Genomic DNA, 25,689 nt, shown 5'->3' on the forward strand with positions numbered 1-25,689 from the left:
GACCGCCCATGGAGTTGAGAACGGTACTTGGCGTCATGGTCCTGTTCTTGAGCGGGCCGGCCGTGGCGCAGCAGCCGGCCCCGCTCCCCCTTACCAAGGAGCCTCCGGGGGCGTCCTCCTGCTCCGGCTGCCATGGCCGGAGCGGCGGGATTCCGGCGATCCAAGCCAAGTCGGCGGACGAGATTGCGGCGGCGATGCTGGAATACAGGGCGGGGCAGGGATCGCCCACAGTGATGGACCGGATATCCAGGGGGTTCACCGAACAGGAGATTCGGGACATCGCGTCCTGGATCGTCCAGCCGCGCCGAGGGGAAAAGGGGTGAGGGGGAAAGTCATGGATGGACCGATCCCAAACCGTCGCGCGGTTCTGAAGTCGCTGGCGCTCGGCGCGTCGGCGACGGTGCTGGCCCGACCCGTCTTCGCGCAGGCGAAGGCCAAGGTCGTGGTGATCGGCGGCGGCTTCGCCGGCGCTACCTGCGCCCGTTTCCTGAGCCGCCACGGGCTGGATGTGGCCCTGGTCGAGCGCAACCGGACATACGTTTCCTGCCCAATGAGCAGCGCCGTCGTGACCGGGCTGCGGCCGATGGACGGGCAGAAGTTCGGCTATGACAAGGTCAAGGCCGACGGTGTCGCCATGATCCACGAGCACGCCGCCCGCATCGATCCGCAGGCACGCCAAGTCCGGCTGGATAACGGCACTATTCTGGAATACGACCGGCTGGTGCTGGCTCCCGGCATCGACATGCGGTTCGACGCGCTGCCCGGCTACGACGCGGCGGTGGCCGAGAACGTGCCCCATGCCTGGAAGGCCGGCCCGCAGACCACGCTGCTCCAGCGCCAGTTGGAGGCGATGGAGGACGGCGGCGTCGTGGTGATGTCGGTACCGCCCGTGCCGTACCGTTGCCCGCCCGGCCCCTATGAGCGGGCGAGCCTGATCGCCCATTACCTGAAGACCCGCAAGCCGAAGTCCAAGCTGATCGTGCTGGATGCCAAGGACAGCTTCTCTAAGCAGAAGCTGTTCCAGAATGCCTGGAAGGAGCTTTACCCCGATACGCTGGAATGGGTCGGCCTGTCGCAGGGCGGGCAGGTGACCGCCTTCGAGCGGGAGGGCAAGACCTTCGTGACGGATTTCGAGCGTTATTCCGCAGCCGTCGCCAACGTCATCCCGCCGCAGAAGGCGGGAGCCATCGCCTTTGCGGCGCAAGTGACCGACCGCAGCGGCTGGTGTCCGATCGATCCGGTGACCTTCGAATCGACGCTTCAGCCCAACATCCACGTGATCGGCGACAGCGCCATGGCGGGCGCCATGCCGAAATCCGCCTTTTCCGCCAATGCCCAGGCGAAGGTCTGCGCGGAGGCCGTGGCGATGCTGCTGGAGGGCGGGGTTCCGACCTCGCCCAAATTGATCAACACCTGCTACAGCCTTGTCGCCCCGGATTACGGGATTTCGGTCGCGGGCGTCTATGCGCCGGCCAAGGGCGTGCTGGCCGATATCGAGGGCGCCGGAGGGGTCAGCCCGCTGGACGCTCCCGCTTCCGTCCGTGCGACCGAGGCCCGCTATGCGGAGGCGTGGTTCGAGACCGTCACGGCGGAAGTCTTCGGATGATCGGCGTCGTGCTGGCACTGGCTCTGCTTCCTTATACCGTGGTCGGCGATGCGGTGCCGGCACCGCTGGTGGAGGCTCCGGGCGATCCGGCGCGGGGCCGCGCCGTCGTCACCAGCCGCCAGCGCGGGCTGTGTCTGCTGTGTCATACCGGCCCGTTCCCGGAGGAGCGGTTCCAGGGCGATCTGGCGCCCAGCCTGGCCGGAGTGGGGTCGCGGCTGTCGGAGGGACAGATCAGGCTGCGGCTGATCGACAGCCGTAGGCTTGACCCCGGCTCCATCATGCCAAGCTATTATCGGACGGACGGGTTGGAGCGGGTCGGCGCCGCGTGGCGCGACAAGCCTGTCCTGAGTGCCGAAGAGATCGAAGACGTGGTGGCGTTCCTTGCCACCTTGCGCGACTGACCGGAGGGTCCAGGACTTGACGATATTGGCGACACGCCGCGACATCCTGCGGACCGGGGCTGCCACCGGAGCGGCTTTCGCCACCCTGTTGCTGGTGCGCCCTGTTATGGCGAAACCGGAGGAGATGGAGGCGGCGATTCGCGCCTTCACCGGCTCCGCCCCGGTTGCCAAGGGCAAGGTCGAACTGGTGCTGCCGGCGCTGGTCGAGAACGGCAACTCCGTCCCGCTGGCGGTCAACGTCGCGCACTGGATGGAGCCGAACGACTATGTGAAGACGATAGCGGTCTTCAACGAGAAGAACCCGCAGCCCAACGTCGCGACCTTCCACCTGACGCCGCGCTCCGGCAGGGCGAGCGTTTCGACCCGCATCCGCCTGGGCGACAGCCAGAAGATCACCGCCATCGCCCAGCTCAGCGACGGCAGTTTCTGGGTGGACGAGGCCGAGGTGATCGTGACGCTGCCGGCCTGCGCCGAGAGCTGACCCCGGAGAATCGAAGACATGGCTCGCACCCTGATCAACGTCCCGCCGACCGCCAAGCGCGGCGAGGTCGTCGAGATCAAGACCCTGATTTCGCACCCGATGGAGACCGGCTTCCGCACCGGTCCAGACGGCGCGCTGATTCCGCGCGACATCATCCACCGCTTCACCTGCACCTATAACGGCGAGGAAGTCTTCAGCGCCGACCTGTTCCCCGCCATCACGGCCAACCCCTTCATCACCTTTACGACGGTGGCGACGGAGAGCGGCGAACTGGCCTTGAGCTGGACCGACGACAAGGGTCAGACCCAGACGGAAACGGCGAAAATCACGGTCGAATGAGCGCAGGGTCACGGCGGCTTTCCTTTCTGGGTGTGGGTGTGGCTCCGGTTCTGATCGTGTCGGCGCTGGTCGGGTCGGCGGCGGTCGGTTTGGCGGATGCCGATGGTGACAGCCGGCGGTCCGGCTTCGATTTCATGGGACCGCAGACCCAGGCGATGCAGGGCGACGATACCTCCAACCCCGGCATGCTCGCGGTGCTGGAGGGGGAGGACATCTGGAACCGCAAGGCCGGGGCTGCGGACAAGTCCTGCGCCGACTGCCACGGCGACGCGGCGCGGTCGATGCATGGGGTGGCTGCCCATTACCCCGCTTTCGATACCGGGACCGGCGGCCCGATCAACCTGGACCAGCGCATCAATACCTGCCGGGAGAAGAACCAGGAGGCCGAACCTTTCCCGTGGGAGAGCGCGGAAATCCTGGCTCTTTCGGCCTATGTCGGCCTCCAGTCGCGCGGTATGCCGGTGCAGGTCGGGGACGACGCCCGGCTGGCGGGAGCGATCAAGGCGGGCGACGAGGCTTTCCACCGGAAGCAGGGGCAGCTCGACTTCTCCTGCGCCGACTGCCACGACGCCAATTGGGATCGGAAGCTGGGCGGCAGCGTGATCCCGCAGGGACACGCGACCGGGTACCCGATCTACCGGCTGGAATGGCAGTCGATGGGATCGCTTCAGCGGCGCTTGCGGAACTGCATGGCGGGGGTCAGGGCGGAACCGTACTCCTATGGCTCGCCGGAGTTCGTGGAGCTGGAGCTTTACCTGATGTCGCGGTCGCGCGGCATGGCGGTCGAGACTCCTGCGGTTCGTCCCTAAACGTACTTAAACGTCATTATCTTGGGCTTCGACAAGGGCCGCGGCATAGGCGTCGATGCGGGCGTCGGCGTCCTGGACCCAGGAAAGCGCGGGGTTTGCCGGGTTGCCGTGCGGCCATAGCCACTTGCCGGGCGACTGGCGGGTCGGCCAATCGGCTTCCGACAGGAGGTCGAGCGCGTCGTCGAAGAACATCGCCGCTTCCTCCGTGAAGGCGAGGCTTTGATAGACTTGCGGGTGACGGGACTTCAGCGTGTCGCGGCAATGGGCGATCATGCTGATCTTGGCCTGAAGCACCCGGATGGCGTGGTCCGGCCGCATGCGGGGAGGAGGAGGGGGTGCGGGAGCCGGCTCTACCGGCAGCTGCGGTGCCGGCGGCATTGGCGGGTCGAATACGGCCTCGGGTTCGGGTTCTTCGGGCGTGGGGACGGGAACGGGAACGGGCTGCGGGGCGGGTTCGGACGGCGGTGCGTCGCGCGTGTCGGACAGGGCCGAGGTTCTGCCGGACTGGCCCCGGTTGCCGTTGGCGTAATGGCCCTGGAAGCGGGCGAGCATGTCGATGGCGCGGAGCGCGCCGCTGGTGTTCTTCTTCGACATGCTGTCGGTCATCAGGCGCTTGAGGTTGGCGACCAGATCGTCATGCTCCGTGCGGTGGCTGTCCTCCCTGGCAAGCGCCAGTTCCGCGATGCGGGCCGCGACGTTGACGTCGGCCACCAGCCGCGACCCCGTCTGCCGCGCACTATCCCAGGCATACCCAGCCCGCCGTGCGGCTTCGGCCTGGCTGCACCCGGCAACGATATGCCGGGCGAAGACTTCCTGCCGGTGCGGCAGCGGCGGCGTGGTTTGGGCAGCCGTGTTGGTTTCGGCTGAGGCTTCAGCAGACTGGGGCATGGCAGGGACTTTCCGGGTGTTGATTGAAAGGACTTTAGTCCTTTTAGCTAGGCGGTGTCAAGGCGGCTGTGCTTATGGGCTTAGCGGCATGCGGGTGTGATTTGTAGTCGGTAGGTCGTGGTAGAGCGAAGCGGCACCCGACATAGACACGCCTGCTTGTCGAGTGCCGCTTCGCTCTACCACGACCTGCCGCACTAACTAAATCAATGGTTTAGCTTTGCTTCAGGACGCGAGTTTGATCCGGCTTTGATGTTACCCTACAGTTTGTAGGGTAACATCAAAGCCGGATCAAACTGGGCGCTCTGGCTGCGGCGCGTCTTGCGTGTTGACTAGGGATATACAGGACGCCTATCGTCGAGGCGTGCGAGGTAAGCGTCCTGCAACGGTCGCGCCCGCTGCCCGCCGAGGAGGGGCCGTTTGGCACCGATAGTCACTTAGGCGGGGGATAGGCGAAGCGCCCGGGTCGTCATATCTAATCAGCTATGCGAGCGTTTTTCAGGTGCTCGGGCGGAATCAAGCGGCTTCGGAAGAACTAGCGGCGAACATCGAATTCCATCGCCAGATCGATAAGCTGTTCGCATCATTGTGACATGGACTGCTCCCTATCGGCGGGCGAGCCTCCGACTCTCTGTTCGAGAGGGAGCCATGCTGCAGAAAGCAAAGACGGCCGGTATCGTATTGTTCGCAATGGAGACAAAAATTACGCTGACTTCGACGGCCGACCACCCCTCCTGCCATTCTGACGCGCTGCCTCAGGCTTTGCCTGAGAGGTCGAAGCGCCGGCTCTGGCGGCGCGTTGGCGATCCATGAAGGCTTTGGTGCCGAACAGTCCCGCCAACAGTCCGGGGATGCTGAGATCGACATCCAGCTTTTCCCAATGCAAGCCGTATCCTTGGCCCAGTATTTCCACTTCGGCCAACGCGTCCGGGCTTGCTTCTTCAAGTCCTTGAGCCAGACGTACCGGGAAGGCGAAGCTGCATCCGTTGGAAAGGCCCACGTTGATGAGGCCGCTGGCGGCGTCGAAACATGCGGCTATGGCACGGGGATCAGCATCCAGCATTTCTGCGCCGCGCAACTCGGCGGCTGTGATTTGGGTTGAAGGATCGTCGGCCATGCAATGTCCTCCATGCTTTGAAAGCCAAATACCCACAATGTGGACGACCTTGATCGAGGTCAGCGGCAGGATCGGATAAATCCAGCAGACGCAGATGTAGTTCAGGGTGCCAAAACGTTTCCGTCGCTCCAGGGATTCAATTCAGGCAACAAGCTTCCGCTTCAGCCGTTCGGCCATTCCCTCGGGGTCGTCGTAGATCAGGTCGATGATGGTCAGGGTGAACGCGTCCGGCTCTGTGCGGCGCTGCTCCCAGTTTTGCAGGGTTGAGCGTGGAATGTGAAGGAGTGCTGCAAACGCGGCCTGACTCATGGAGAGGCGCGCCCGCGTCGCCTTGAGCTTGGCGGCATGGTCCAGAGGGGCGGGTGTGAACTCGCTCCAGTCCGGGTTGTCATCGTTGAGCATTTTAGCAGCCATATTTCTTGACCTCCCGCTCGTTAGCTTTGCGAACCGAGATTACTCGAAAGACTTCATCACGGGCCGTATAGACGCATACATGCAAGCGGCCTTCGACATAGCCGAAACACACCAGCCGCTCTTCACTGTAGTCGAACCGAGTGTCCAGAAATTCGAAGACTCGGCCAGCAAGAACCTGTTCTCCAAATGCCAGCGGCAGATGGTGGTCCTGCTGATTGGTTGCATCCTTGTTCGGATCGAAGCTGATTTCCATACGATCACTATCAATCAAAAGTACGCTGTTAGCGTAGAAAAGTCAAGTGCGGAAACGCTACGACGTTGGGCTGGAGCTGCTGGCAGCAAGTTCAATCCGGCTGGCGGAGCTACTATGGTGGGGTGTTCTCTTTTCCGGGCCTGATATGGATTCATACGTCCGGATGTCGGAAAGATCCAGCTGAGATAGCGCGCCATGGTAGCGCATCGCCGCCGTCAATGTCGGATTTCGGGTAAGTCTTGACATCCCATGGCAACCCATTCAGAGTCGCCGCAGCTTCGTTGTCGCGAAGCGGCCGAACTGCGGAGGTGAGAGTCCACAGTCCGGCCTGACCACTGATGCCCAGGTTAAGGAGTTACCATCAATGGCTGAGGCCAGCTTTACCACAACGCCCGGCGCGTTGCTGCGCCGTTTTTTGCGGGCCGCTGCCGCGGAGGTTTCGGCCTTCGCGGCAGCGGCAGGACCGCCGCTTAGATCACCATTTGGGGCAGGGCTGTCGGCTTAGGCGGCTGATCGCTTCGGCGTTATCGTAATTCGGGGGACTTGCACCTTTTCAACGGTGCGGGAATGCCCTGTTATGGCGGTCTTCGACCGTTTCGCCGTCCAGGGAGGTCATCCCATGCGCACGCTCGGAAAGCTTTTTGTCATCTGGGGCGTGCTGTTCCCGCTGATCGTTCTGCCGTCCGTCGGCAGCGGGGCTTACCGGTTCATGCCTGCGTTCGACGTTCATTTCGGCTGGCTGCATATGGAATACGGCACCGTCATCGAGACGGCGCTTTGTATGCTCGGGATCGGCCTGTCCTTGTGGACCTTGCCCTGCCTTCGGGGTAGCTGCCGGTGAACGGCGCCAAGTGCCGGAAACCGGGCCGGCATCTTGGCGTGGAGGCGGAGCGGCAAGGGGAGGGGGTTACCTGACCAGACGGTTCAGGTGGTCGGCCCCGAGGCCGATGGCGTCGAAGTGGCGGCGGGCGTTTTCCAGCTTGGTGAAGACGTCCTCGTATCCGAGGGCCTCGCCCATAGGATCGACATAGGTGTAGCCGCCGGTCACGTGGAACAGCGTGACCATCTCCTCGACGCCCTCGGGGACGACGAGGGTGTGGGTCTCGCCCGGCGGTTCGAAGGCGTAGTCGCCTTCCCGCGCTACCCAGTCGTGCTCCAGGTAATGCCAGGAACCGCGCAGCGTGAAGGCGTGGACCGGGCCGGAATGCCGGTGCCGCGACAGGACGCCCGATTGCCGGACCTTCAGCAGGTTGACGTAGAACCCTTGCGAGACGCTGAGGATCAGCGGCTTGAACCAGACGCCTGGAGCCTGCGGCACCCAGTCCCGCTCGTCATCGTCAAGCTTCAGCGCTCCGCCGAAGAAGACGTCCGGCATCATCCCGAACGGCTGCGGCTTCTGGTAGGCGATCCGGCTGGGGTCCTGGCGGGCCTTGTCGGCGGTTGCGGTCGCGGGCATGGTTGCGGTTGTGGCGGTCATTGCGCCGTCCTTCTTGCTGTGTCTCTCCAATTTCCTGGTCCTAATACCAGGAGCCGAAGAGTTTGACCTGCGGTCGGCAAGTGTTGGGCCACGGCCCAACCTACGAAGCAGGAGCCTGTAGGTTGGGCCGTGGCCCAACAAACACCGTCCCAACAGGTCAATGTCTTCGGCCCTCGGTATAATATGGTGCATTGCCCCGCCGGCGGCTCAGGAAATCGGCTTGTTCTTCGGATTGCCGGAGAACGGAAAATTATGGTTAACGAAGTGGTAAACAATTTCCCATAATACTGGGGCTCGCGACGGTATCGCGTTCCTCGGACTTGCCCCGCGCGGTCATTCGCTGCGGGGCATTTTTTTACCGGAACGGTGCGTCAGGTGGCTTCGGCGACGGCGGGCGCGTCGACCGTCCGGACCAGCCCGTGGCGGACCATGCCGGTATAGATGCCGGTCACTTCCTCCTTGCTCAGCCGGCCCGCCGGCTTGAACCACGTGCAGACCCCCGTCAGCATGGCGAGGATGCCATAGGCCGCGACGGTGGTATCGGCCACGGTGAAGCGGCCGCTCGCCACGCCGTCGTCCAGGATGCCGATCAGCTTGCGCTCGTATTGCTGGCGCAAGCCCACGACGATGTCGTAGTTCTTGGATTCGAGGCTGCGAAGCTCGGAATAGCAGATGAAGACTTCCCGTTTCCGCGCGATGTGGTATCCCACATGGAAGGCGATGAAGGCTTGAAGCCGGTCCTCGGGATCGGCGATGCCGTCGAGAGCCTGATCGAGCCGTTCCAGCAACTCGTCCATGTGGACCTTGATCAGGTCGAACAGGAGGTCCTGCTTGGTGGTGATATGGTTATAGAGCGAGCCGGCCTGGATTCCGACCTCCGCCGCCAGACGCCGCAGGCTCATGGCTTCGTAGCCCTGGGTGTAGATCAGCCGGAGCCCCGCCTTGCGGATCGCCTCCATCGTCTTGGGGCCATTCGATCCGACGGTGCGCGCCATGGTGCAGCACTTTCCCTTGAAGCCATCTGTCGCTGGACGGACCGGAAGGGCCAGTCGAATACGAACGTTTGTATAGCCAACGATGAGGGGAAGCCAGCATAATCACTGCCTTACCGCAGGTTTGAAACCAAATCCGCTGTTGCGGCTGCTGTTATAAAAACGTATGTTCGTAATTAAAGAAGCCGGGTGGAACGTCCCGGCGTGACCCCCTGGGGAGGAACGCTCTAAAATGCCGGTAGCATCGAACCCTGATCTGGACTTCGGCCTTGGCGACGACATCGACATGCTGCGCGACAGCGTGCGCGCCTTCGCTCAGGAGAAGGTGGCGCCCCGCGCGGCCGAGATCGACGCCAAGGACGAGTTCCCGATCGACCTGTGGCCGGCGATGGGCGAACTGGGCCTCCACGGCATCACCGTCAAGGAGGAGTTCGGCGGCGCCGACATGGGCTATCTGGCCCATTGCGTCGCGATGGAGGAGATCACCCGCGCTTCCGCCTCGGTCGGGCTGTCCTACGGCGCGCATTCCAACCTCTGCGTCAACCAGATCCACCGCTGGGGAACGGACGAGCAAAAGAACCGCTACCTGCCCAAGCTGATCTCCGGCGAGCATGTCGGGGCGCTCGCCATGTCGGAGCCGGGGGCCGGGTCCGACGTGGTTTCGATGCGCCTGCGCGCCGACAAGCGGGGCGACCGCTACGTGCTGAACGGCTCCAAGATGTGGATCACCAACGGCCATTATGCCGAGACGCTGGTGGTCTATGCCAAGACCGATCCGTCCGCCGGGCCGCGCGGCATCACCGCCTTCCTGATCGAGAAGGGCTTCAAGGGCTTCCGCCCGGCGCAGAAGCTGGACAAGCTGGGCATGCGCGGCTCGCCCACGTCGGAACTGGTGTTCGAGGACTGCGAGGTCCCGGAGGAGAACGTGCTGGGACCGCTCGGCAAGGGCGTCAACGTCCTGATGTCGGGCCTGGACTACGAGCGCGCCGTGCTGGCAGCCGGGCCGGTCGGCATCATGCAGGCGGCGCTCGACGTGGTGCTGCCCTATATCCACGACCGCAAGCAGTTCGACACGCCGATCGGGGAATTCCAGCTCGTCCAGGGCAAGGTCGCCGACATCTACACCCGGCTGAACGCCTGCCGTTCCTATGTCTATGCGGTGGCGCGCGCCTGCGACGCCGGCAAGACGACGCGCAAGGACGCGGCCGGGGCCATCCTGTTCGCGGCCGAGGCGGCGACCCAGGTGGCGCTCGACGCGATCCAGCTTCTCGGCGGCAACGGCTACATCAACGAGTACCCTACGGGCCGCCTGCTGCGCGACGCCAAGCTCTACGAGATCGGGGCCGGCACCAGCGAGATCCGGCGCATGCTGATCGGGCGCGAGCTTTTCAAAGAAACCAACTGAGGCGCCGCGATGACCATCCTGAAAAGCGGCATCGACACGCGGGACGCGTCGTTCTCTGACAACGCCGAGGCGATGCGGTCGCTGGTCGCCGACCTGCGCGACAAGGTCCACGAGATCAAGCAGGGGGGAGGGGCGCGGTCGCGCGACCGGCACCTGTCACGCGGCAAACTGCTGCCGCGCGACCGGGTGCGGACGCTGCTCGATCCCGGAACGCCGTATCTGGAGCTGTCCCAACTTGCCGCCTACGGCGTATACGAGGAGCAGATCCCGGCCGCGGGCATCCTGACCGGTATCGGGCGGGTCGCGGGGCGGGAATGCGTCGTCGTCGCCAACGATGCCACGGTCAAGGGCGGGACGTATTTCCCGCTGACGGTCAAGAAGCACCTGCGGGCACAGGAGATCGCGCAACAGAACAACCTTCCCTGCATCTATCTGGTGGACAGCGGCGGCGCCAACCTGCCGAACCAGGACGAGGTCTTCCCGGACCGCGACCATTTCGGCCGGATCTTCTTCAACCAGGCCAATATGTCGGCGCAGGGTATCCCGCAGATCGCCGTCGTGATGGGAAGCTGCACCGCGGGCGGCGCCTATGTCCCGGCGATGTCGGACGAGTCGATCATCGTCCGCAACCAGGGCACCATCTTTCTCGGCGGGCCGCCGCTGGTGAAGGCCGCGACCGGCGAGGTCGTGACGGCGGAGGACCTGGGCGGCGCCGATGTCCATAGCCGGACATCGGGCGTCACCGACCACTACGCGCTGAACGACGCCCATGCGCTGAGCATCGCGCGGCGGGTGGTCGGCCACCTGAACCGGCCGAAGAACCTGGGGGTGGAGACGCGGAAGCCGGTGGATCCGCTGTACCCGTCGGACGACCTGTACGGCATCATCCCGACCGATTCCCGCAAGCCCTTCGACGTGCGCGAGGTGATCGCCCGCATCGTCGACGGGTCGGAGTTCGACGAGTTCAAGCAACTCTACGGCACGACGCTGGTCTGCGGCTTCGCCCATATCTTCGGCTATCCCGTCGGGATCATCGCCAACAACGGCATCCTGTTCTCGGAGTCCGCGCTGAAGGGCGCGCATTTCGTCGAGCTGTGCTGCCAGCGCGGCATCCCGCTGGTGTTCCTCCAGAACATCACCGGCTTCATGGTCGGGCAGAAATACGAGGCCGGCGGCATCGCCAAGGACGGCGCCAAGCTGGTGACCGCCGTCGCCTGCGCCCAGGTGCCGAAGTTCACGGTCGTTATCGGCGGCAGCTTCGGGGCCGGCAACTACGGCATGTGCGGCCGGGCGTTCAACCCGCGCTTCCTATGGATGTGGCCCAACTCCCGCATCTCCGTGATGGGCGGCAGCCAAGCCGCCGCCGTGCTGGCGCAGGTCCGCCGCGACGGCATGGAAGCGCAGGGCAAGAGCTGGAGCGCCGAGGACGAGGAAGCCTTCAAGGCTCCGATCCGCGACCAGTACGAGCACCAGGGTCATCCCTATTACGCCAGCGCCCGGCTGTGGGACGACGGCATCATCGACCCGGCCGATACCCGCATGACGCTGGGGCTCGGCATCTCCGCCGCCCTCAACGCCCCGATCCCGCCGCCGAAGTTCGGCGTGTTCCGGATGTGATGGGGATGGCGCAGGGAGGGGAAAGCAAGATGGACGACAACCACGTTCTGACCGAGATCCGCGAGGATGGCGTAGCGACCGTCACCCTGAACCGGGCGGAGGTCCACAACGCCTTCAACGACGCGATGATCGCGGACCTGACCGGCGTCCTGCGCCGGCTGGGCGACGACGGAGCCGTGCGGGCGGTCGTGCTGAGGGCGGAAGGCAAGAGCTTTTCGGCCGGGGCCGACCTGGGCTGGATGCAGCGGATGGCGAATTACGGCCATGCCGAGAACCTGGCCGATGCCGGCGCGCTGGCGGAACTGATGCGGGTGCTGAACTTCCTGCCCAAGCCGACGGTGGCGCGGGTCCAGGGGCCGGCGTTCGGCGGTGGCGTCGGGCTGGTCGCCTGCTGCGACATCGCGATAGCGTCCGATGCGGCGTCGTTCAGCCTGTCGGAAGTGCGGCTGGGGCTGATCCCGGCCGTGATCTCGCCCTATGTCGTGGCGGCCATCGGCGAGCGGGCGTCCCGGCGTTATTTCCTGACGGCGGAACGGTTCGACGCGGCGGAGGCCTTGCGGCTGGGGCTGGTGCATCGGGTCGTGCCGGCGGAGGAATTGGACGCCGGAGTGGATGCCGTCCTTGCCCGGTTGGCGGAGGGTGGTCCGAACGCGCAGCACGCCGCCAAGGACCTGATCTTCGCGGTCGCCCATCGGCCGGTCGACGCCGGCCTGATCCGCGACACCGCCGAACGGATCGCCACCATCCGCGCCTCCGCCGAAGGGCGGGAAGGGTTGGCGGGGTTCCTTGAAAAGCGCAAGCCGGCCTGGACGGCGAGGTAGACCCATGTTTTCCAAGATCCTGATCGCCAACCGGGGCGAAATCGCCTGCCGGGTCATCCGCACGGCCCGGCGGCTCGGCATCCGCACGGTGGCGGTCTATTCCGACGCCGACGCCAAGGCGCTGCATGTCGAAATGGCCGACGAGGCCGTCAACATCGGCCCGGCCCTGGCGCGCGACAGCTATTTGCGGGGCGATGCCATCCTGGATGCCGCCCGGCTGACCGGGGCGGAAGCCATCCATCCCGGCTACGGCTTCCTGTCGGAGAACGCCGGTTTCGCCGAGGCTTGCGCCGAGGCCGGCATCGTCTTCATCGGACCGCCGGCATCGTCGATCCGCGCCATGGGCGGCAAGTCGGAGGCCAAGGCGCTGATGGAAACCGCCGGCGTGCCGCTGGTGCCCGGCTACCACGGCGAGGACCAGTCACAGGAGCTTCTGCGCGCCGAGGCGAAGCGCATCGGCTTTCCCGTGCTGATCAAGGCGTCTGCCGGAGGCGGCGGCAAGGGCATGCGCGTGGTGACCAGCGCCGAGGAGTTCGACGACCAGTTGAGCGGCGCCAAGCGGGAGGCGATCAACTCGTTCGGCGACGACCGGGTGCTGATCGAGCGGTACGTGACGCGGCCGCGCCATGTCGAGATCCAGGTCTTCGCCGATACCAAGGGCAACTGCGTCTATCTGTTCGAGCGCGACTGCTCGATCCAGCGCCGCCACCAGAAGGTCGTGGAGGAGGCGCCGGCCCCCAACCTCGACCCCGATACCCGGCGGCGGATGGGCGAGGCGGCGGTCGCCGCCGCCAAGGCGATCGGCTATGTCGGGGCGGGGACGGTCGAGTTCCTGCTGGACGAGGACGGCTCGTTCTTCTTCATGGAGATGAACACCCGGCTTCAGGTCGAGCATCCGGTGACCGAGTATATCACCTGCCAGGACCTCGTGGAGTGGCAGCTTCGGGTAGCGTTCGGCCAGCCGCTGCCGAGGAGCCAGGACGAGCTTTCCATCCAGGGGCATGCGATCGAGGTCCGGCTTTATGCCGAGGACCCGCAGAAGGGCTTCCTGCCGCAGACCGGCCGGCTGGACCATCTGGTGTTTCCGAAAGAAACGTTCCACGTCCGCGTCGATACCGGCGTGCGGGCGGGGGACGTGATCTCGATCCACTACGACCCGATGATCGCCAAGCTGATCGTGTGGGCCGACGACCGCGCCTCGGCGGTGCGGCGGCTGCGGACGGCGCTCCAGGCCACCCAGGTCGTCGGGCTGGGGGCGAATACCGAGTTCCTGCTGGCCATCGCCTCGCATCCGGCGTTCCTGGCGGCGGATCTGGATACCCGCTTCATCGAGCGGCATCAGGCCGATCTGCTTCCGGAGCCGGCGTTGGCAGGTGATGACGTGCTGGCATTCTCCGCGCTTGGCGTCCTGCTGGACCGGCGGGCCAAGGCGCAGGCCTGGGCGGCGGAGTCGGGCGATCCGTACAGCCCCTGGGCCGGCAATGACGGCTGGCGGTTGAACGACGACGCCCACGATACGCTGACGCTGCGCGACGGCGGGACCGACCGGGCGGTGAACTTGATCTACCGGCGCGGCGGCTACCGGCTGGACCTGCCGGGTGGTGCCGTCGAAGCTTCGGGGCAGTTGGATGGCGACGGCAACCTTGCGGCCGATCTCGGCGGACGGCGCGTCCGAGCCACGATCGTCCGGCGCGGCGCCGATGTTACCGTGTTCCACCAGGGCGGCAGCCACCGGCTCACGCTGATCGAGCCGTTGGCCGGAGCGGAGGATGCCGAAGCTCCCGGCGGCAAGCTGATCGCGCCGATGCCGGGCCGGATCATCGCGGTGCTGGCCGAGGCGGGCGCCGAGGTGGCCAAGGGCCAGCCGCTGATCGTGATGGAGGCGATGAAGATGGAGCACACCATCAAGGCTCCGGCGGAAGGGCGGATCGGCAAAGTCCGCTACGCCGTCGGCGATCAGGTCGAGGACGGCGCCGAGCTGATCGTCTTCGAGGAGGCGTGACGATGGCGCTTCCCTCATATGTCCGGATCGTCGAAGTGGGACCGCGTGACGGGCTCCAGAACGAGAAGGCGACCGTCCCGCTGGCGGTCAAGATCGAGCTGATCGACCGCCTGTCGGATACCGGGCTGCCGGCGGTCGAGGCCGGGGCCTTCGTGTCGCCCAAATGGGTGCCGCAGATGGCTGATACGGCCGAGGTTCTGGCCAGCATCCGGCGGCGGTCGGGCGTCGGCTATCCCGTGCTGGTGCCCAATATGAAGGGGCTGGAGCAGGCGGTGGCGTCCGGGGTCGAGGAGATCGCGATTTTCGGGGCGGCGTCGGAAGCCTTCAGCGCGAAGAACATCAACTGCTCCATCGCTGAAAGCCTGGAGCGCTTCCGTCCGGTCGCGGAGGCGGCGCTGGCCCAAGGCATCCGCGTGCGCGGATATGTCAGTTGCGTGCTCGGCTGCCCGTACCAGGGCGAGGTGCCGGTATCGGAAGTCGCCCGCGTATCGAAGGCGCTGCTCGACCTCGGCTGCTACGAGATCTCGCTCGGCGATACGATCGGCGTCGGCACGGCCGGCAAGGCGCGGGCCTTGGTCGAGCAGGTGTCCGCGGTAGTGCCGCTGGAGAAGCTTGCGGTCCATTTCCACGATACCTACGGACAGGCGCTGGCCAATATTCATGCCTGCCTGGAGGCAGGGGTGGCGGTGGTCGATGCCTCGGTGGCGGGACTGGGCGGCTGCCCCTACGCCAAGGGGGCGTCGGGCAACGTCGCGACCGAGGATGTCGTGTATCTGCTGAACGGGCTGGGGGTCGACAGCGGCGTCGATCTCGAGGCGCTGGCCGCGACGGGCGCCTGGATCAGCGAGGCGCTGGGGCGGCCGAACGGGTCGAAGACGGGGAGTGCGCTTGCGGCGGCGGGGTGAGGCGTCGCCTCACCCCCTCCCATGACCGTTACTGCTTCGGGGCCTTGTTCACGAACTGCGGATCGAATGTCTTGCCCAGGTCGATCTGCGCGCTGGCGAATTCCGGCTCCAGGGTCTTCAGCATGTTGTACATGCTGTCCATGCCTTCCTTGGTGACGATGCCGTCCTTGGAATAGCTTTCCTTCGAGCCCTGCACCGCCTTCATATACAGGTCCTTGTCGCCGAGATGGTATTCGGCGGGGACAGCGGCGGCGATATCTTCGGGGCTGGCATTGGCGATCCAGTGCAGCGACTTGACGAAGGCGTTGGTCAGCCGCTGCATCGTCTCCGGATTGGCCTTGATGAAGTCGCTCTTGGCGTAGAGCACGGCGGCCGGGTTCGATCCGCCGAACAGCTTCTTGCTGCCTTCGGCCGTGCGGGTGTCGATCAGGACCGAAATGTCGCCGTCCGTCTCCAGCTTGGAGATGACGGGGTCCAGGTGCGAGATCACGTCGACCTGACCCTGCTTCATGGCGGCGACCGCGCTGGCCCCGCCGCCGATGCCGATCAGCGCCGCGTCGGTCGGTGCTAGGCCGCTCTTGACCAGCGCGTATTGCGCCGCGAGAGCGGTGGAGGAGCCGGGCGCCGTGACGCCGATCTTGAGGCCCTTGAAGTCGGCGGCGGACTTGACCTTGTCGGCCAGATCCTTCCGCACCGCCAGCACGATGCCGGGGAACTGGCCCAGCTCGACAACGGCCTGGATCTCCTGGCCCTTCTGCTGCATGCGGATCGTGTGCTCGTAGGCGCCGGTCACGACGTCGACCGAGCCGCCGATCAGCGACTGGAGCGACTTGGCGCCGCCGCCGAAGTCGTTGATCGAGACGTTCAGGCCTTCCTCCTTGAAGAAGCCTTTCTGCTCGGCGATGGTCAGCGGCAAATAATATAGCAGCGGCTTGCCGCCGACACCGAGCGTGATGTCTTTCTTTTCCTGGGCGTCGGCGGTGCCCGCCAGCGCCAGCAGCATGCCCGCTGCCGCCAGAATTCCCGTGAATCTCATCATCGCTCCCTCATTCGCATGATTCTTGTTTATGGATCGGTCGGATGGGTCAGTTGGATGCCATGGCCGGCTGCGGACGCCAGACCAGAAGCCGGTTCTCGACCTTCGTCACCAGCCAGTCGATGACCAGGACACAGGCCGTCAGGACGAACATGCCGGCGAAGACGCCCGTCACATCGAAGACGCCTTCCGCCTGCTGGATCAGGTAGCCGAGGCCGGCGGACGATCCCAGATACTCGCCGACGACGGCGCCGACCATCGCGAAGCCGACCGACGTGTGCAGGGACGAGAACATCCAGCTCAGCGCCGACGGCAGGTAGACGTGGCGCAGCAGTTGGCGCTCGTTCATGCCGAGCATGCGGGCATTGGCGAGGACGGAGGGGCTGACTTCCTTGACGCCCTGGTAGACGTTGAAGAACACGATGAAGAAGACCAGCGTGACGCCCAGCGCCACCTTGGACCAGATGCCCAGGCCCAGCCACAGCGCGAAGATCGGCGCCAGCACGACGCGGGGCAGAGCGTTGGCCGCCTTGACGTAGGGGTCGAACACGGCGTTGACCATCGGACGCCTGGCGAACCAGAACCCGATCAGGATGCCACCGACCGATCCGATCACGAAGGCCAGCGCCGCTTCCAGCAGCGTGATGCCCAGGTGGTACCAGACCGTGCCGCCTATCACCCACTGGACGATCCTGCCGCCAACGTCGATCGGCGTCGAGAAGAAGAACCGCATCGTCTTGGGATCGCCGAACAGCGTCGTCGCCGAGATCAAGTGCCAGATCACGATCACGACGACGGCGACGAGCACCTGGAGAAGGAGGAGTTTCGCCCGCTTCATCGTCACGCTCCTCCGTTGCTTTGCCGGTAGCCTTTCAGGACTTCCTCCTTCAGGGCGTGCCAGATCTCGCGGTGGGCGGCCAGGAAGCGCGGATCGAGCTTGATTTCGCTGATGTCGCGCGGACGCGGGATCGCGATCGGGTAGTCGCCGATGATGCGGGCGCTGGGACCGGCGGACATGATGACGACCCGGTCGGCGAGCGAGATCGCCTCTTCCAGGTCATGGGTTACGAACATGACCGCCTTGCGGTCGGCCGACCACAATCCCAGCAGCAGGTCGCCCATGATCAGGCGGGTCTGCGCGTCGAGCGGCCCGAACGGCTCGTCCATGAAGATGATCTTCGGGTCGCGGATCAGCACCTGGGCCAGACCGACGCGCTTGCGCTGGCCGCCCGACAGCATGTGCGGGTAGCGGTCGCCGAAGGCGCCCAGCCCGACCTTGCCCAGCCATTCGCGCGCCCGGTCGCGTGCCTCCTTGCCGGAAACGCCCGCGACCTCCAGCCCGATAGCGACGTTCTCGAGCGCCGTCTTCCACGGCATCAGGCTGTCCTGCTGGAACAGATATCCCGCCTGCCGGTTCAGCCCGGACAAAGGCTCGCCGAAGATAGCGACGGTGCCGGAGGCGGGCTTGAGCAGGCCGGCGGCGGCATTGAGCAGCGTGGACTTGCCGCATCCGGTCGGTCCGACGATGGCGACGAACTCGTCGCCGCGCACGGCCAAGTCGGTCGCGTCGACCGCCTGATAGGTCCCGCCGTCCGGCAGGTCGAAGGTTATCTTCACCCCCTCAAGCGCCACCGCCGCGGACTGCGCATCCGGGCCGGAGCCCGGCTGCTGGGAAATAACGGCTGCTTGAGCCATCGGCGGCACCTCCATCCCTCCTGAATTCTTCCGGCCTTCATGGCGGCCGGTTTTCGAAGCGTCAAGCTTCGGAAACATCCTGACGGGCGCAACCATACTGCCTGGAGGCATCTCAGGAAATACCGTTATGTCCTTGAAGCGATTGCCGGGAAGCGATTGCCGGCGCGACACCGCACCGCATGGCATGACGTATCGAAAGGAGTATTCAGCGCCCGGATACATCCTCATGCATGCAGGAAGGCCGGGCGGAGCATGGCGGGTAAGTTCGACGCGGCGATCAAGGACCTGATGTGGCGGGGCATGCCGGCCCTGCTCGGGCTGCTGGTGAAGACGCCGATCGCCCGGATCCTCAGCCCCGACTTCTCGGTGGTCAAGGAGCGCCGGCCCGACCTGCTGGCGGAGATGGTCGACCGCGGTCTCCTGCACCTGGAGTTCCAGGCCCAGGACGCCCGGAGGATCGAGTGGCGGATGCTCGACTACTACGGCGAGTTCGGCAACCGCTACGACGGCGTACCGGTGACCCAGATCGTGATCTACCTGGGCGAGAAGCGCAGCCGGATGCAAACCAGCATCGATCATCCGAACCTGAGCTTCAGCTTCCAACTGATCCACCTCTCCGACATCGACCCGACGCCGCTGCTGGACAGCCCGTCGCCCGACGATGCGGTGCTGGCAATCCTGTGCCGGAACGGCAATACTCGCCAGAATATCCGGCGCATATTGATGCGCCTGGCCGAACTCTATCCCGGTATGCGGCGCGACGCCGCCGCACGACTGGTCATTCTCGCTCAGTTGCGCCGGGCCGTCCCGGCTGTTGTGGAAGAGGTGGAAGCCATGGGTAACATCACGTTCGACATCAAGGACCATCCCGTCCTCAACGACATCTTCGAGAAGGGCGTGGTCGAAGGGATCGGCAGGGGCAGGCTCGAGGGAGAGCTTCTCGGAGAAGCCCGTGGCCGGGCCGAGACGCTGCTGCGCCTGCTTCGCAAGCGTTTTGGCGCGGTTCCCGATACGGTGGTCGAACGGGTCCATGCCGCCGGGATCGAAGATCTCGACCGTTGGGCCGACGCGGTGCTCGACGCACCCAGCTTGGATACGGTCTTCGAACCGTCGAAGCATTGAACTTGGCCACGGAGCGGTTTCATTCCGCGCCAGGCTTGGTGGAATTGACCAACCTTTAATCATACCAGGGGCCGAAGAGATTGACCTGTGAGGACAGTGTTTGTTGGGCCACGGCCCAACCTACAGGCTCCTGCTTCGTAGGTTGGGCCGTGGCCCAACACTTCCGGAGCGCCAGTCAAAATCTTCGGCTCTTGGTATGAGATATGGGGAGCCGCGTCGGCGTCAGCTTCCTACGGCTGGTCATTCTTGTTCAGTTGCGTCAGCAGGTTCCGGCCGTTGTGGAAGAGGTGGAAACCATGGGCAACATCACGTTCGACATGAAAGACCACCCCGTCCTCAACGACATCTTCGAGAAGGGCGTGGTCGAGGGCAAACATAAAGGTGAGGCTGGGATGCTGCTGCGCCAGCTTCGCAAGCGCTTCGGTGCAGTGCCCGACGCCACGGTCGAGCGCTTACAGATGGCGGGAAGCGACGATCTCGACCGCTGGGCCGATGCGGTGCTCGACGCGCCCAGCCTGGATGCGGTGTTCGAAACGTCGAAGCACTGAGCCGGGTGCTGACGGCGGCTCAGTGCTTGACGCATCAGGTCGCGTCCCCTTTCAGGAAGCACTGGTAGGCGGTGTTGCCGGTTTCGTCCCAGCAGGGATAGCCCAAATCGTCCAGCCGGCGGCGGAACTCCGCGCGGTCGGCTTCCGGGACCTGGATGCCGGCCAGCACACGGCCGTAGTCGGCGCCGTGGTTGCGGTAGTGGAACAGGCTGATGTTCCACTCCGTCGCCAATCCATCCAGGAACTTCAGCAGCGCGCCCGGCCGTTCGGGGAACTGGAAGCGGTAGATCAGCTCGTCCACCAGCCCGCTCACGCGGCCGCCGACCATGTAGCGGACATGGAGCTTCGCCATCTCGTTGTCGCTCATGTCGTGGACGATCAGGCCGGCGTCCCGCAGCAGGCCGATAATCTCCGATTTCTCCTTCTCGCCGCCGGCGATCTGCACGCCGACGAAGATGTGGGCTTCCGGTCCTTCGGCATAGCGGTAATTGAATTCCGTGATTGATCGCCGGCCCAGCACCTGGATGAAGCGGCGGTAGCTGCCCGGTCGTTCCGGTATCGTCACGGCCAGCAGCGCCTCCCGGTGTTCGCCGATCTCGGCGCGCTCCGCGATGTGGCGCAGGCGGTCGAAGTTCATGTTGGCGCCGCTGTTGACGGTGATCAGCGCGCGTGAACACGGGCCTTCCCGCTCGACATACTTCTTCAAGCCCGCAAGGCCGACGGCGCCCGACGGTTCGGCGATCGCGCGGGTATCGTCGAAGATGTCCTTGATGGCGGCGCAGATGGCGTCGGCATCGACGGTGACGATCTCGTCCAGCAGGTCGCGGCACAGCCGGAAGGTTTCCGCTCCGGCCTGACGCACGGCGACGCCGTCGGCGAACAGGCCGACCTGTTCCAGGACGACGCGGTCACCGGCCTTGAGGGCGGCATGCATGCTGGCGGCGTCGTCCGGTTCCACGCCGATCACCTTGACGTCGGGCCTCAGGAACTTGACGTAGGCGGCGATCCCCGCCGCCAAGCCGCCGCCGCCGATCGGCACGAAGATCGCTTCTATCGGGTCGGGGTGCTGGCGCAGGATTTCCATCCCGACCGTGCCTTGGCCGGCGATAACGTCGGGATCGTCATAGGGATGGATGAAGGTCAGGCCGTGTTCGGCCTCCAGCCGGCGAGCCTCGGCATAGGCCTCGTCGAAGCTGTCGCCGTGCAGCACGACGCCGCCGCCCAGCCGCTCGACCGCCTGCACCTTGATGGCGGGTGTCGTCCGGGGCATCACGATCATCGATCTCGCACCGAGCTTGGCCGCCGCGAGCGCCACCCCCTGGGCATGGTTGCCGGCGGAGGCGCAGATGACTCCCTGGTCCAACTGGCAGCGGTCCAGTCGGCTCATCCTGTTGTAGGCGCCCCGGAGCTTGAAGGAGAAGACCGGCTGAAGATCCTCCCGCTTCAGGTGGACGGGGCCGCCGATCCTCGACGACAGGCGCGGCATCGGGTCAAGCGGGCTTTCGATGGCGACATCGTAGACGCGGGCGGTCAGAATCTTCTTCACATAGTCATGCACTGTAATGGGGCTCCTGCCACGATGCGCATCGGTGGCCGGATAATACGCCGCCGCGACGCCGGGAGAAGGGGCGGTTCACGCGGGCCTCTGAATTCCGACCTTTTCTCGCGGCTTAGCCGGGTCGTTAGGCTTGGAGGAGGTGGTCGAGCTTTCGGCGGCGGCTGGCGGCGATGGCGAGGCAGGCCATGACGGCGATCGGTATGCAGCCGAGGACGACGAGATGAAACCAGCCGATGACCGCCAGGACCCATCCCGACGCCCCGGCGGCGGCGGCCGATGCCGCCCAGATGAAAAGCTCGTTGATCATCTGGGCCTTGGATTGATCCGCCTGCGGCAGAGTGGTCACCAGCAATGTCGATGCTCCGACATAGACGAAGCTCCATCCGAAGCCCAGGAACACGAGGCCCAGGTTGAAGTCGATCAACCGCTGGCCACCAAGGAGAATCAACAGGCTCCCCATAAGGAAGCAGCAGCCGAGACCGACGATCCGCCAAAGATGCCGATCGATATCGATGAACTTCAGCACGAGCGACGGACTGAACATCGCGACGAGATGCCATTGGACGACCTGCGCCGCAGCGTCGGGCGGGAAGCCGCAGCCGACGACGGCGATGGGCGTCGCGGTCATCAGGTAGGACATCATGAGATGCGAGAACGACGCGAGGGAGCAGGCGATGACGAAGTTCGGGTCCCTGACGATCCGGCCGGCCGTCCTGCCCGGCCGGTCCGGGTCGGCGACCGTGGCCGGTGCGTCCCGGACTGCCGCGAACAGGCCGGCGTTGAGCGCCAGGATGCCGCCCAGGACGACGAACGGCCCGATGAAGATGAAGGGCGGAAACATTTCCTGTGAAAAGCTTGCGATCACCGGACCCAGGAACGCCGCCAGGATGCCGCCCACCAGCACGGTCGATATCGCTTGACCCTTTTCGGTATCGCGGACCGCTCCGGCGGCGGAGAAACGGTAATACTGGGCGAATGCGTGATAGAACCCGATGGCGACGCATCCAAGGCATAGCAGGGGAAAGCTGTGCCAGGGAATAGCCAGCGCCACGGCGAGCGATCCGGCAGATCCGGTCAGGTTGGACAGGACATAGTTCCGGCGGTGGCCGAACCTTGCCAGCAGCAGGGATGCGGGCAGGGTGATCAGGCCGGCGCTGAGCAGGACGACCATCATCGGGACCGTGCCATAGGCCGCGTCGCCGGCCAGGTCGCCGCCCACGATGCCGACGAACGACACCGTTATCGAGGTAACGAGGATCTGCGCCATCTTCGACCCGGACAGCAGCCAGACGAACCTCCAGGCGGCCTTGTCCTTGATTGCGCCGGTGGCAGCCTGTGTCTCGGCAGGGGCTGAGGCAGGGTTGTCGGCAGAGTTCACGGCGGGGTCCATTTCCGGCAGCCCGGCTTACCCGCCGAACCGGCGCAGCAGTTTCAGGATACAATCGCCGAGATAGTCGATCTCGGCGATCTCGTTGTATGCGTAAGCCGATGCGCGCAACGCGCCTTTTTCGGCGTCGATGCCTTTGAACAGCGGATGCGCGCAGTGGTGTCCCGCCCGGACCATGACGCCGTGGCAATCGCTGAGCATGCTTCCCAGGTTGGCGGGGCCTAGCCCGCCGCCGACCAGCAGGCTGGCGAGCGGCAGCTGGGACCGGTCTTCGCCTGGAGAAGCCGAACGCCCGGAATCCCGGACAGGACGACTTCCAGCCTGTCCGCCAACTGCTCGTGGTGCCGCGTCATCCGCTCCCCCATCAGGCCGCGCAGATACCCGACCGCGGCTCCCAGCCCGATCGCCCCGCTTATGTTGGGCGTCCCCGCTTCAAGCCGATGGGGAATGTCCTTCAGCGAATATCCCGTCAGCGTTACCTCGCGGACGGCTCCTCCCCCCAAGAGCAGCGGTTCAAGCCGTTCCAGGGCGTCGAGGCGCCCCGCCAGGACGCCGATGCCGGTCGGTCCCATCATCTTGTGGCCGCTGAAGGCGAGGTAATCGCAGCCGAGCGCCGAGATGTCGACCGGCAGGTGGGCGATGGCCTGGGATGCGTCCACGCAGGTCTTCACGCCGAGCGATCCGGCGAGTGCGCAGATCTCCGCCACGGGATTGATGACGCCGGTCACGTTGGAGGCGTGGCTGAAGGTGAGAAGATCGGGTTCGGTTCGCCGCAGATGCGCTTCCAGGGCCGCGATGTCGAGCGGTTCGCGGGGATCGTGATCGATCCATTCGACCTGGGCGGCGCGCATCCACGGAACGATGTTGGAATGATGCTCGCCGGTCGGGATCGAGACGCGCCGGATGCCCGACGCGCGCAGACCCGATGCGACCATGTTGAGGGCTTCGGTGGCGTTGCGGACGAATACGACCTGACGGGCGCCCGCTCCGATGAAGTGGCCGACCGTGCGCCGGGCGTCCTCGTAGGCCTCGCTCGCCTCCTCGGAGAAGAGATGGTTCCCCCGGTGGATGTTGGCGCAGTAGTTCAGGGAGTAGTCCCGCTCGGCGTCGAGGACCGGCAGGGGTTTCAGCGTCGTCGCGGCCGAGTCCAGGTAGACGGCGGGACGCCCCTGGACCCGCCGTCGCAGGATCGGGAAATCGTCCCGGATCGAGGCGGCGAAGGTCGAACCGGAGGAGACGGTCATGCGCGGCGCGTCAGCTGGAACTTCTGCGATGGCCCCGCGTCGAAGCCTTGGACTGGCACGACCTTGACGCGGCAATCCAGCCGCTCGCCGAGCGTCTTCGCGACCGCGCCGACCGACAGGTCGCCGGCGGTATCGGGCAGGACTTCGACCAACAGGTCGTTTTCATCGGCCTGGGTGCAGCGATAGAGTGCCACGCCCGAGGTGAACGCCATCACGGCGTCGAATTGCCTGGTCGTGACGCGTTCGCCGTTGATGAGGAGCGCTTCGCTTGCCCGGCCGTGAAGTTCGAAGCACTGCCAGTCTTCCAATGCGCAATCGCAGACCGCGTCGGACAGGCGTCCAAGGTCGCCGAGCTTATACCGGGCCAGGGGCAGAAGCCGGTTGGCGTGCGTGGTGACGAGCAGGTTCCCCACGCGAACCTCCGAGGGCGCGCCGTCGTCGTCCACGACTTCCAGCAGGGAGTGATCCTCCCTGACGTGCCAGTTGCCATGCGAGCATTCGACACCCAACTGGCAGCCGCACAGCTCGGTCGCGGTGTAGATGTTGTAGACCGGTGCGCCGGTCAACCGGCCCAGCACGCCGCGTTGCAGGTTCGACATGTACTGGTAGCTGGAAAGGACGAGTTCGACCGGGGGAAGGTCGAGGCCCAGCGATACCGCCCGGCTGCAGAAGATTTGCAGGTAGGTCGGGTTGACCAGCAGAAAATCGGGCCGGAACTCCCAAAGTTCATCGACGAAGGTCCGGATCGCGGCTTCCGGCACGTTGAAGATGTCGATATGGGAGTTCATGAACAACCTAGTGCCGAAACGGGTCCGCTCTTCCAGGGTCGCGGCGCTCAGCCAGCATTCCGTCGGCGAACAGCGCGGCGTCGTCAGAACAGCGGTCCGCGGGATCTTGTCGCCATGGTCGAGATTCCAGATCCTGTCGTAATCCGGCGGGACCCGGTCCAGGTCCAGGTCGACGGGAACCTGGATCCTCTCGCTCGTCGTCCCGCTGGTGCGGGTCCAGACCATCCGGCCTTCGGCAAGATGGTCGGAATAGCTGACGCCGTCGGACAGAAGTTCGTTGAAGTGCTCCCGCAGGTCCGCGCGCGCAAGGATCGGCAGGCGCCGAAGACCGTCGCGTCCGGTCAGATCCGACGGATCGAGCTTGAGCGTGTCCCTGTAATAGGGGACGTTCTTCGTGATGAATTCGCCATAGCCGCGTATCGCGTCATCCCGGACTTCGCCTTGAAGACGTATCCTGATCTCGTGCTGGCGCGCCCTGAGTTCCGCTATGGCTATGTCTTCGAAGAAGCCGAGCTGCCCGATCGCCCGGTAAAACTCGTCTCCCAGCATGGCCCTCAGGTCGTCCGCGGCGTTCAAGCGGGGGAAGCCGATATGAAGTCCCGTCCGCTGATCCAGCAGTTCAACGAAGTCGTCGGTTGTTTCGGAGACTATGGCTTCGTGAAGTGTGTTTCCCATCCGGACGACACTCGCTGGATATCGCTACAAGTAATGATGAACATCTTTTCGATCAGGGTTCAAACGATCCGGTTTCTGGAGATATCCTCGAGAAAACTCGAATCAGACAGAT

General features: G+C 65.1%; 28 protein-coding genes. 14 read left to right on the forward strand and 14 right to left on the reverse strand.

Annotation, left to right across the window (positions count from 1 at the left end):
- Positions 1 to 8 precede the first annotated feature (8 nt).
- The 6 genes from N826_RS22115 to soxA are packed head-to-tail and all read left to right on the forward strand — an operon-like array spanning position 9 to position 3,636.
- On the forward strand, positions 9 to 323 hold the full coding sequence (locus N826_RS22115) for a c-type cytochrome (RefSeq protein ID WP_052831794.1): 315 nt from the start codon (positions 9 to 11) through the stop codon (positions 321 to 323).
- Positions 324 to 334: 11 nt separating this feature from the next.
- Positions 335 to 1,606, forward strand: a complete 1,272-nt coding sequence (locus tag N826_RS22120) for an NAD(P)/FAD-dependent oxidoreductase (protein ID WP_044432405.1) — start codon at positions 335 to 337, stop codon at positions 1,604 to 1,606.
- Positions 1,603 to 2,007, forward strand: a complete 405-nt coding sequence (soxX, locus tag N826_RS22125) for a sulfur oxidation c-type cytochrome SoxX (RefSeq protein ID WP_044432406.1) — start codon at positions 1,603 to 1,605, stop codon at positions 2,005 to 2,007. Before N826_RS22120 ends, soxX begins: the two co-directional genes overlap by 4 nt.
- A gap of 16 nt (positions 2,008 to 2,023) precedes the next feature.
- Entirely contained in the window at positions 2,024 to 2,488 is a 465-nt protein-coding gene (locus N826_RS22130; RefSeq protein ID WP_211099344.1) for a SoxY-related AACIE arm protein, read from the forward strand.
- Between the two features lie 18 nt (positions 2,489 to 2,506).
- Positions 2,507 to 2,827, forward strand: a complete 321-nt coding sequence (soxZ, locus tag N826_RS22135) for a thiosulfate oxidation carrier complex protein SoxZ (protein WP_044432407.1) — start codon at positions 2,507 to 2,509, stop codon at positions 2,825 to 2,827.
- 38 nt (positions 2,828 to 2,865) lie between these two features.
- Complete coding sequence (gene soxA / locus N826_RS22140; protein WP_244619668.1) at positions 2,866 to 3,636, forward strand: sulfur oxidation c-type cytochrome SoxA; 771 nt, start codon at positions 2,866 to 2,868, stop codon at positions 3,634 to 3,636.
- Between the two features lie 6 nt (positions 3,637 to 3,642).
- Here soxA and N826_RS22145 read toward each other — a convergent pair whose 3' ends face one another.
- From N826_RS22145 to N826_RS22160, 4 genes are all read right to left on the reverse strand, one after another.
- Complete coding sequence (locus N826_RS22145; protein WP_044432410.1) at positions 3,643 to 4,524, reverse strand: terminase small subunit; 882 nt, start codon at positions 4,522 to 4,524, stop codon at positions 3,643 to 3,645.
- A gap of 700 nt (positions 4,525 to 5,224) precedes the next feature.
- Positions 5,225 to 5,638 carry a DUF2442 domain-containing protein gene (locus N826_RS41855; RefSeq protein ID WP_084721029.1) on the reverse strand — a complete coding sequence of 138 codons (414 nt, stop codon included), beginning with the start codon at positions 5,636 to 5,638 and terminating at the stop codon, positions 5,225 to 5,227.
- Between the two features lie 141 nt (positions 5,639 to 5,779).
- On the reverse strand, positions 5,780 to 6,052 hold the full coding sequence (locus N826_RS22155; RefSeq protein ID WP_084721031.1) for a helix-turn-helix domain-containing protein: 273 nt from the start codon (positions 6,050 to 6,052) through the stop codon (positions 5,780 to 5,782).
- Positions 6,042 to 6,305: a BrnT family toxin gene (locus N826_RS22160; protein WP_044432412.1), complete on the reverse strand. Its 264-nt coding sequence runs from the start codon at positions 6,303 to 6,305 to the stop codon at positions 6,042 to 6,044. The genes N826_RS22155 and N826_RS22160 overlap by 11 nt, the downstream gene beginning before the upstream one ends.
- 619 nt (positions 6,306 to 6,924) lie before the next feature.
- Between N826_RS22160 and N826_RS22165 the strand changes: the two genes are divergently transcribed.
- Positions 6,925 to 7,146 carry a hypothetical protein gene (locus tag N826_RS22165; protein WP_147040919.1) on the forward strand — a complete coding sequence of 74 codons (222 nt, stop codon included), beginning with the start codon at positions 6,925 to 6,927 and terminating at the stop codon, positions 7,144 to 7,146.
- Between the two features lie 66 nt (positions 7,147 to 7,212).
- Here N826_RS22165 and N826_RS22170 read toward each other — a convergent pair whose 3' ends face one another.
- Entirely contained in the window at positions 7,213 to 7,782 is a 570-nt protein-coding gene (locus N826_RS22170; RefSeq protein ID WP_211099345.1) for a 2,4'-dihydroxyacetophenone dioxygenase family protein, read from the reverse strand.
- A gap of 371 nt (positions 7,783 to 8,153) precedes the next feature.
- Positions 8,154 to 8,777 (reverse strand): TetR/AcrR family transcriptional regulator, encoded by a 624-nt coding sequence (locus tag N826_RS22175; protein WP_044432415.1) that lies wholly within the window; start codon positions 8,775 to 8,777, stop codon positions 8,154 to 8,156.
- A gap of 229 nt (positions 8,778 to 9,006) precedes the next feature.
- Between N826_RS22175 and N826_RS22180 the strand changes: the two genes are divergently transcribed.
- The 5 genes from N826_RS22180 to N826_RS22200 are packed head-to-tail and all read left to right on the forward strand — an operon-like array spanning position 9,007 to position 15,524.
- Positions 9,007 to 10,179, forward strand: a complete 1,173-nt coding sequence (locus N826_RS22180) for an isovaleryl-CoA dehydrogenase (RefSeq protein ID WP_044432417.1) — start codon at positions 9,007 to 9,009, stop codon at positions 10,177 to 10,179.
- A gap of 9 nt (positions 10,180 to 10,188) precedes the next feature.
- Positions 10,189 to 11,796 (forward strand): carboxyl transferase domain-containing protein, encoded by a 1,608-nt coding sequence (locus tag N826_RS22185; protein ID WP_044432419.1) that lies wholly within the window; start codon positions 10,189 to 10,191, stop codon positions 11,794 to 11,796.
- A 29-nt stretch (positions 11,797 to 11,825) separates the two neighbouring features.
- The gene (locus tag N826_RS22190; RefSeq protein ID WP_044432516.1) at positions 11,826 to 12,617 is read left to right on the forward strand and encodes an enoyl-CoA hydratase/isomerase family protein; all 792 of its coding nucleotides are present in this window, start codon (positions 11,826 to 11,828) and stop codon (positions 12,615 to 12,617) included.
- A 4-nt stretch (positions 12,618 to 12,621) separates the two neighbouring features.
- Positions 12,622 to 14,619, forward strand: a complete 1,998-nt coding sequence (locus tag N826_RS22195; protein ID WP_044432420.1) for an acetyl/propionyl/methylcrotonyl-CoA carboxylase subunit alpha — start codon at positions 12,622 to 12,624, stop codon at positions 14,617 to 14,619.
- Positions 14,620 to 14,621: 2 nt separating this feature from the next.
- Positions 14,622 to 15,524 carry a hydroxymethylglutaryl-CoA lyase gene (locus tag N826_RS22200; protein ID WP_044432422.1) on the forward strand — a complete coding sequence of 301 codons (903 nt, stop codon included), beginning with the start codon at positions 14,622 to 14,624 and terminating at the stop codon, positions 15,522 to 15,524.
- Positions 15,525 to 15,552: 28 nt separating this feature from the next.
- On the opposite strand, the gene N826_RS22205 is transcribed toward N826_RS22200, so the two are convergent.
- Genes N826_RS22205 through N826_RS22215 form a run of 3 tightly spaced genes read right to left on the reverse strand, consistent with a single transcriptional unit; the run spans position 15,553 to position 18,255 of the window.
- Entirely contained in the window at positions 15,553 to 16,563 is a 1,011-nt protein-coding gene (locus N826_RS22205; protein WP_044432424.1) for an ABC transporter substrate-binding protein, read from the reverse strand.
- 46 nt (positions 16,564 to 16,609) lie between these two features.
- The gene (locus tag N826_RS22210; protein WP_044432426.1) at positions 16,610 to 17,398 is read right to left on the reverse strand and encodes an ABC transporter permease; all 789 of its coding nucleotides are present in this window, start codon (positions 17,396 to 17,398) and stop codon (positions 16,610 to 16,612) included.
- A 2-nt stretch (positions 17,399 to 17,400) separates the two neighbouring features.
- The gene (locus N826_RS22215; RefSeq protein ID WP_044432517.1) at positions 17,401 to 18,255 is read right to left on the reverse strand and encodes an ABC transporter ATP-binding protein; all 855 of its coding nucleotides are present in this window, start codon (positions 18,253 to 18,255) and stop codon (positions 17,401 to 17,403) included.
- A gap of 252 nt (positions 18,256 to 18,507) precedes the next feature.
- Here N826_RS22215 and N826_RS22220 point away from each other — a divergent pair, with 252 nt between their 5' ends.
- Both N826_RS22220 and N826_RS22225 read left to right on the forward strand, forming a co-directional pair.
- Positions 18,508 to 19,377 carry a DUF4351 domain-containing protein gene (locus tag N826_RS22220; protein ID WP_044432427.1) on the forward strand — a complete coding sequence of 290 codons (870 nt, stop codon included), beginning with the start codon at positions 18,508 to 18,510 and terminating at the stop codon, positions 19,375 to 19,377.
- A 203-nt stretch (positions 19,378 to 19,580) separates the two neighbouring features.
- Positions 19,581 to 19,925, forward strand: a complete 345-nt coding sequence (locus N826_RS22225) for a DUF4351 domain-containing protein (protein WP_052831797.1) — start codon at positions 19,581 to 19,583, stop codon at positions 19,923 to 19,925.
- Between the two features lie 34 nt (positions 19,926 to 19,959).
- On the opposite strand, the gene ilvA is transcribed toward N826_RS22225, so the two are convergent.
- From ilvA to N826_RS22250, 5 genes are all read right to left on the reverse strand, one after another.
- On the reverse strand, positions 19,960 to 21,483 hold the full coding sequence (gene ilvA / locus N826_RS22230; RefSeq protein WP_044432428.1) for a threonine ammonia-lyase, biosynthetic: 1,524 nt from the start codon (positions 21,481 to 21,483) through the stop codon (positions 19,960 to 19,962).
- 124 nt (positions 21,484 to 21,607) lie between these two features.
- Positions 21,608 to 22,861: an MFS transporter gene (locus N826_RS22235; RefSeq protein WP_044432430.1), complete on the reverse strand. Its 1,254-nt coding sequence runs from the start codon at positions 22,859 to 22,861 to the stop codon at positions 21,608 to 21,610.
- Positions 22,862 to 22,888: 27 nt separating this feature from the next.
- Positions 22,889 to 23,071 (reverse strand): aminotransferase class V-fold PLP-dependent enzyme, encoded by a 183-nt coding sequence (locus tag N826_RS45765; RefSeq protein ID WP_044432435.1) that lies wholly within the window; start codon positions 23,069 to 23,071, stop codon positions 22,889 to 22,891.
- A gap of 20 nt (positions 23,072 to 23,091) precedes the next feature.
- A complete protein-coding gene (locus N826_RS22245; RefSeq protein WP_052831799.1) occupies positions 23,092 to 24,114 on the reverse strand; it encodes an aminotransferase class V-fold PLP-dependent enzyme in 1,023 nt (340 codons plus the stop codon).
- On the reverse strand, positions 24,111 to 25,577 hold the full coding sequence (locus N826_RS22250; protein ID WP_044432437.1) for a phenylacetate--CoA ligase family protein: 1,467 nt from the start codon (positions 25,575 to 25,577) through the stop codon (positions 24,111 to 24,113). The genes N826_RS22245 and N826_RS22250 overlap by 4 nt, the downstream gene beginning before the upstream one ends.
- Positions 25,578 to 25,689: the final 112 nt, after the last annotated feature.

Origin of the sequence: Skermanella aerolata KACC 11604 (assembly GCF_000936425.1) — a bacterium.
Taxonomy (GTDB): Bacteria; Pseudomonadota; Alphaproteobacteria; order Azospirillales; family Azospirillaceae; genus Skermanella; species Skermanella aerolata.